A 6,676-nucleotide genomic window follows, 5' to 3' on the forward strand; every position below is an offset into this window, starting at 1 on the left:
ATGATATGCCTCCCGGTAGTTTAAACGGACCAGTGAAGCTTACCATAGCGCGGACATCTGAATTGAGCCACAGGCGGACATTACTATTGAGCCATTACAATACAGGTGCGCATAACAAAGATTATGTTAAATAACCTCCATGGGTCTATTACTTCATGATTCACTGGTTCAGCTACAAAAATCAACATGTTGGGAATTTTGACATACCTCCCTTTTATTGCGTTAGGTCTATCGTACATTTACTTCACCTCATTCTGCATGTTGGGTGTATCTATGTACTCACTTTCCCAAATTGTAAGTTCAAATGGCCGACGGCGCTGGATTCTGATGGATGTAACCCTCTGTTTACCCGCACTTTATCCGTTAAGGTATGTAGTTGACCATCTGGAGTATCGCTCGCCCTCAACTCAATCAGCCTCCCTCCAGGCAATTAAGTTTTTTTATGATTTTTGGTTCATGAAGCATAGAACTACATTCTGCTATAGCTTTTATTTCTCCGGACATGACCCTGCAATCGCTATACATGAGATGGCTGACTTTTTTCAATATTTAGAAAATGGTCGGATAGTAAACTCCACACCACGATCACTGCCATTTAAACATTCTAGCAGCGTGACAAATGCCGCCAGAGTACGTGCAGTGATTAGATTCATAGGCTACCTAATCGCTACCTATATATCTCCTTACTATCGAAATGAAACACCTAAAGAATTGTCTCGTCATGCATCCCGCCTGAATACTCGTTTGCTGATATGTAAAGAGGAATTTAAAACTCTTGAAAGAAGTAATCATCGGTATTATCGCGTCATTCCGGGATTTCGCAGTATGACTGGTGATATGGTTGAAAACGTTTATCGTATAGTAGTACCAAATTCAAAACATAAAAATAACTTTCTAAACCCCTTCCCTTCTGGGTTTATCCAGTTTCGTAATTATTTGATTTTGCGGTTAATGCTCAACTATGGGCTGCGTGTCGCTGAGCTGTTATTATTAGAGTGCACATCGGTTAAAGCTAGTATAAAAGGTGATAAATTTAGCTTAATCATTAGCATGCCTAGCAACATAACTGATCCAAGAATACATGCCCCGTCATTAAAAAATGATTACTCACATCGAGTTTTGGAGCTTGACAAGCTTGATTATGAATTTCTTATGATTTATATGGGAAAAATTAGAAAATCCTCGCTGACTCACAACTTTATATTTGCATCGAGCCAAAACCCTGATAAACCGTTGTCCTATAATGCAGTGCATTTAATTTTTTCTGAGATAGATAAGGTTTTTTCACATTACTATCCTGAATGTAAGTCTATAGAACACTTTGATACTATAATAAAATTCACACCACATGTCACACGGCATACTTGGGCTTACTTAACTTTAAAAAAAATTTATCATTTGCAGAATAAAAAAATCAATAACTCTGATATTGCTTTCGTAAAAAACTCATTTTCTATGGGAGTGATGGACGAAGCGAAAGAGGCGCTTCGTTTACTTGGCGGTTGGAGTATAAAAAGTAAAATGCCTGACCTTTACGCAAAAAGGTTTATGTCTGAGCAAGCCAATGCAGTAAATATTAAGAGATTACTGCAACAACATTCTGAACTCGATTGCTTAATGAAGGGGTTGTTTGATGGGTATTAAATCTAAAATATTGTTCCATCAAAGTTCTGGGATGTATGAGCGGGATCTCTCTTCAAAAATAAAATCATTAGTTATTCCTAAAAGGATTTTTTTGAAATCCAGCAACGATTTTGATGATACGCATATTCATAATGAGGGAGATAGATGGGTTTTTTATTTTTCTGGAAGTCGGCGATATGTTAAGTTTAATCTTGATGAAATGTCAAATGCAATATTAAAATATTTTTGTTTCAAATATGCATCAACTATGTTCCCAACTTTCTTGCCAGTATTGTCACATCAGTGGGCTAAAGCGTTAAGTTACTGCCGGGAAAAAGGCGGCTTTACATTAATTATTTTGCGCAAGTATATAGAGGGCGATATTCTCGATGCCAGAGCTTTCTATTCTATATTATTTGGATTGAAGATTCTTTGTTGTGAAGAGTTCCCTGGATTTACTTTGGAAGACTATGAGGATCTTGAGTTTATACCTAGACCAAATGCGTTTAACTGGGAGATTTATCAGGACATTGACAATATTCTCGAACCTTTGGAAAAAAGCATGATAACTAAAGGTTTATTTGAGATAGCAACTGGATTGGCCAGAGGTAAAACTTATGATATTAAAGAGTTAAAACATACCGCAGTACTGGCGTTAAGTTATGCCACTGGAGCGCGTCCCGTGCAGTTGGCAAAGTTATCTGTTCGAGACTTGAGAATTGATACATGTGATACACATACTGGGCTAATTAGATATAGCATTCTACTACCTTACGTCAAACAGAGACGCCTTACGACCGAGCGTTTGCTGCTTGCTATACCTCCGGAAATTGGTGCGTTAATCAAGCATTATGTGGACAAAGCTCAGTTATTATCCCATGACAGAATGTTCGAAATGGGAGTGTCTGCCCCTGCTTTTGTCTCCCAATCTATAAGCCAAGCCATTCTAAACTTCAGTCCCCCTGAATATCAAACTGCCGTTGGTCGCGGAGAGGCCGCTCCCCCGTCAATCACATCTACTGATCTACGTCACAACGTTGGTCACTCACTTGCAATGCAGGGCGCTAGTGCAGAGGAAATTGCTCACATTCTTGGCCATTCATCTCTGGTTGTAGCAAAGCACTACATCCGTGCGACCCCAGCCTTGGCATTGATCCGCGCTAAAGCACTCGGTTCTAACCCTGTGTGGCAAAACATGGTGGCTATGATGCTTACTGGGAAACTGGTCCCTTCAAAAGAATGGGAAGGTCGACGCGTGGTTGGTATGGTTGGTGATCGATTGCACTATGAGATTGGTGGCTGTGCGAGAACCGATGATGAATGCCCCTTCTGTGAAGTCCGTTGCTGCTATGGTTGCTTATATTACCGCCCTTTCCTTGATGGCCATCACCAGGGCGTATTGAATAGCGTCTCTAAAGAAGTCGATGAGCTGATAGCAGTATCAGATAGTGTTGGTAATGCTCTCAATCCACTAATTTCTGTCCACGAGACGACGCAAATAGAAATCAAGTCAGTGATTGCCCGTTGTCATTTGCATAACGTCAGAGGTTGTGGGAAATGAAAAAAAATATAGAGAACTTTGAGACTTTTATCATAGAACAGAAAGCTTGGTTCGAAGATAATCTGGCAGCAGATTTTGCAGAATCATGGGATAGCTTTGTCTGGATATGTGGGATCAAAGGCTCCGGCTGGTTACGTGGCAATGGGGCTAATTTATTACGTTTTGATGAGGTTAACCGGCTCAAAGGGATCGATGATCGCCATACTGTCTCCGAGCCTTATCAGTTGTTCATGAAAGCGATGCTGGTACTCGTCTATCGAGGGAGAAATCGCAGTATTTCCTCTGCGGTTGCTGTCGCAACGCTGATTATTTTGAAACGATGGTACTGCGCTCTCATTAAGTTAACTGGGCAAACACATCCCATCTATCTGACTACAGATGTCGTACGTAGCGCAATGGATACTCTGAGTGCAGCTTCCCGGCCAGGTGATACCAACCTAGCCAACTACAAGGGGCGTTGTGTTAAGATTCAGAAATTAGTAAACCATCACGCCTTCACATTAGTAACATTGCAATATGTTTCCGATGATTGTTATACCAATCAGACTAATTTGACCCGGAAAGCCCGGGAAACAATCTCACTAAAAGAAAAAGACAAGCTGGATGATACTTCCACTGATGGTGAAGATACACTGATTACCATTAAAGGTTTCCTCAATATCGTGTCGTTAATCCAGCGAGTTGAAAGCGGTACTGAAAAGATTGCCCTCAATTGTCTTCTGTTACTGATCGTCACTGGATTCCGTTCTGTTGAGGCATTCAATCTCAGACAGGATGCCTTGGTCAAACGACATATAGTTAACTCTGACTTCAGCAAACGTTTGCGGAATAAAGGATTGCCAGATTATTTTCTTGGCATACGCTATGTTGGTGTTAAGGGGGCTGGCGAACGAACGCATTGGGTCGAGCCTTTAGCTGTACCTCTGGTCGAAAATATATTTAAGTCGGTGAAGTTACTAACAGCTGAGTCTCGCAAACATATCGAATATTTACGATCAAAAAAATTTTCTGATTATTTACCAAAGCCAATCAGTGATATTACCGGTGAACTCGTTGAGCTTGATGATATTGTAAAATACATGGTCCAGTCCTCATCAGAGCTTCGGGGGCGTGCAGGCTTACGTGATAAAGCTTCGAAAGCATTAGAGAAACGTGGCTTTATACCGGCAAAAGTCATCCTTAAATCAGGTAATGAAAAAGAAAAATATTTTACAAAGTCTGATCTTAGTCATTTTCTTAAAAGTGAATTCGGTGATAACAGTGCAAATACTCCCTGTACTCATGCATGGGCAGAAAATGGCAAAAGATATGAGATTAAATATGAAGAGCTATTGTTCCTTTTCCCCAAAGGATCACTGACTCTAAAGAGAGTATTGCAACTAAAAGCCACGCCACTACCACTAAATAATAACGGTCTAAACAAATTTCTAGGTAACGTTGCTGGCTATGTATCTGTTTTCAGCAAATACAGGTTGCTTGAAGATGACGGCCGCCCTACTCAGCTCCGCACGCATATCCCTCGACACAACATTAATACTTTTCTCGCAATTGCAGAGATCTCAGACCACTTACAAGCGATGTTGATGGGGCGTGTTGATATTACTCAAAATCAGCATTATCAGCACCTGGCTCTCAAGGAACGGCGAAAAGCAGCTTCTCTAACCCCTTTAGTTCCAACCGTACCGGAGCAGTCAGCATTTACTGCTGTTGACGTTGATTCACCGCTCGATATGGTAAAGCAAAGCGGTTTAATGACGTTTAATAGTACCCAAAGTCTGGAAACCAACATAAAGGCAAACCTGCATACCTTTGATGATCGTAACGATGTTGCTAGTTTCATTGAAGCGTCGTCAGGGGATGGATTATTCGAAGACATAGCCGCTGCGTTCGAGGAAATCAGTAAAAATGAAGGGCCATTACAAGCGTCTGAGATGGTACAAAGGCATGCGGTATTGCATCCATTAAAACTGGGCTCCTGCATGAGAGACGTTAACTTGTGGGGATGCCCTTATCGAATGAAGTGCCAAGCATTGAAGCCCTGTGAGCATTTCACGTTGACAGGTCGTATTGATGAATACTCAACTATTGCAGTCAAAGGTCGGGCATTAAACGAGGCTTCGCTCGCTTTTGAACAGTATATCGCGGCCCTTCCAGACAACCAGTTAATACAAGGCAATATCGAAGAAAATCTAACTCACCTGGATGCCTTAAGCGATCAATTACGCAGGCGCTCAAACTTGTTACAAGTTATCTCTGCTCAAGAGATTCTGTCTGGAGAGATAAAGGTGGAAGGTGAAATTCGTACTTTAGCTCAATTATTTGCCCTTGAGCACCATAAAAACAAAGAGGAAGAAAACTAATGCGTGGTAAAGAATTGGATACTCAGATAGAGCATGAACTCCAGTTGATGTTGATTGAAGGGTTTGATAAATCGCCTATTTCAGCTAAAAACTTACATGCCAGACTTAAATCAAAAGGAATCATTAATGGTGGCTTAAGTACATTAAGTAACATTGAACGAAGGCGTCTTATTGCAGCCTATGTCGATCAACAACTATCGCCTCTGAATCTTCGTCCCAAAGAAAAACAGCAGTATGTGAACCGTAAGACTCGGCAGGCCTTGCTTGGTCGTAATCAGCAGTTACAGGAAGAGAATAAAGAGCTTCGCGAACAACTAGCACAGAATACCTTGTCATTGATTGAAATTGTCAAATCGGTAAAAATCAATACGGTTATACCGGTAGAAAGCCTTCTTGCTCCGCATTTGATCATGGAATTACACAAAAGGAAAAAAGATCAATGATAGATATAGCGGTATATTCGCACTACGAACTCATGAATAAACACCTTGCTCTATTCGAAAGATGAGCATTGCAACTTTCAACGCCCACTCATTAGAGTCCATTTTCTCAGAGGGCGTCTACTACTGTAATGCCCTGCTTGGTTTATTGCACTGCACTTTTGTTACCTTCAAAAAGTTTAGCAGGCGTTTGTACAACATCATTTTTTGTCAGCAGTGTTGTCACCTGAAGACGTTTTAAGTGCTTCGATAAGTTTACTTCGCTCTTCCTCTGTCATTCGGGATATGAGTAATGCAAGTTCTGCTGTCGTCTGATCATCACAAAAAAAGTAGTTCAACGGCACGTTTAACTCTGCCGCCATCCGTCGAAGCGTATCAATGTCGGGGACATGGCGCCCTTTCTCATAGTGATTCATACGACTACTAGCCGATGCGGGATCAAAGCCAATAAGTAGCCCCAGAGAGCGCTGTGATAGTCCCGCCCTGCATCTCGCTTCTTTAAGTCGTTCTGGTATCGGGTTTTTTTCTGACACTGAATCATCTTCATCGGCCTCGGATGCTTAGATTTTCTAAGTATCTGTCATTGTTGTATACTTAGCAATCCTAAGTTAACAGCCTTTTTTTAGTGATATGAATAGTAGAGTAACCAACCCTGAGTCGTACATATTTTCTGCAATCATCTATATTGGCAA

Annotated in this window: 5 protein-coding genes; 4 read left to right on the top strand and 1 reads right to left on the bottom strand. The window is 41.1% G+C overall.

Translation table 11 applies throughout. From position 1 onward, the window contains the following. Nucleotides 1-273: 273 nt before the first annotated feature. From ACMWLG_RS25000 to ACMWLG_RS25015, 4 genes are read left to right on the top strand one after another with little or no spacing between them, the layout of a single operon-like run. Nucleotides 274-1,644: a site-specific integrase gene (locus ACMWLG_RS25000; RefSeq protein ID WP_414763054.1), complete on the top strand. Its 1,371-nt coding sequence runs from the start codon at nucleotides 274-276 to the stop codon at nucleotides 1,642-1,644. Continuing rightward, nucleotides 1,634-3,184, top strand: a complete 1,551-nt coding sequence (locus ACMWLG_RS25005; protein ID WP_057059100.1) for a site-specific integrase — start codon at nucleotides 1,634-1,636, stop codon at nucleotides 3,182-3,184. The genes ACMWLG_RS25000 and ACMWLG_RS25005 overlap by 11 nt, the downstream gene beginning before the upstream one ends. Beyond that, a complete protein-coding gene (locus ACMWLG_RS25010; protein ID WP_057059099.1) occupies nucleotides 3,181-5,544 on the top strand; it encodes a hypothetical protein in 2,364 nt (787 codons plus the stop codon). The genes ACMWLG_RS25005 and ACMWLG_RS25010 overlap by 4 nt, the downstream gene beginning before the upstream one ends. Then, nucleotides 5,544-5,987, top strand: coding sequence for a hypothetical protein (locus tag ACMWLG_RS25015; protein WP_057059098.1), 444 nt, complete (start codon nucleotides 5,544-5,546; stop codon nucleotides 5,985-5,987). The genes ACMWLG_RS25010 and ACMWLG_RS25015 overlap by 1 nt, the downstream gene beginning before the upstream one ends. 197 nt (nucleotides 5,988-6,184) lie before the next feature. Here ACMWLG_RS25015 and ACMWLG_RS25020 read toward each other — a convergent pair whose 3' ends face one another. Further along, nucleotides 6,185-6,517 (bottom strand): helix-turn-helix domain-containing protein, encoded by a 333-nt coding sequence (locus tag ACMWLG_RS25020; RefSeq protein ID WP_042718067.1) that lies wholly within the window; start codon nucleotides 6,515-6,517, stop codon nucleotides 6,185-6,187. Nucleotides 6,518-6,676 lie beyond the last annotated feature (159 nt).

This window comes from Enterobacter sp. 01-M-02-SI-ECC, from assembly GCF_047530595.1.
Lineage (GTDB): Bacteria > Pseudomonadota > Gammaproteobacteria > Enterobacterales > Enterobacteriaceae > Enterobacter > Enterobacter cloacae_M.

Coding starts and splice junctions, on each gene's coding strand:
- ACMWLG_RS25000 (WP_414763054.1), top strand. CDS start 274: ATGTACTCACTTTCCCAAATTGTAAGTTCAAATGGCCGACGGCGCTGG.
- ACMWLG_RS25005 (WP_057059100.1), top strand. CDS start 1,634: ATGGGTATTAAATCTAAAATATTGTTCCATCAAAGTTCTGGGATGTAT.
- ACMWLG_RS25010 (WP_057059099.1), top strand. CDS start 3,181: ATGAAAAAAAATATAGAGAACTTTGAGACTTTTATCATAGAACAGAAA.
- ACMWLG_RS25015 (WP_057059098.1), top strand. CDS start 5,544: ATGCGTGGTAAAGAATTGGATACTCAGATAGAGCATGAACTCCAGTTG.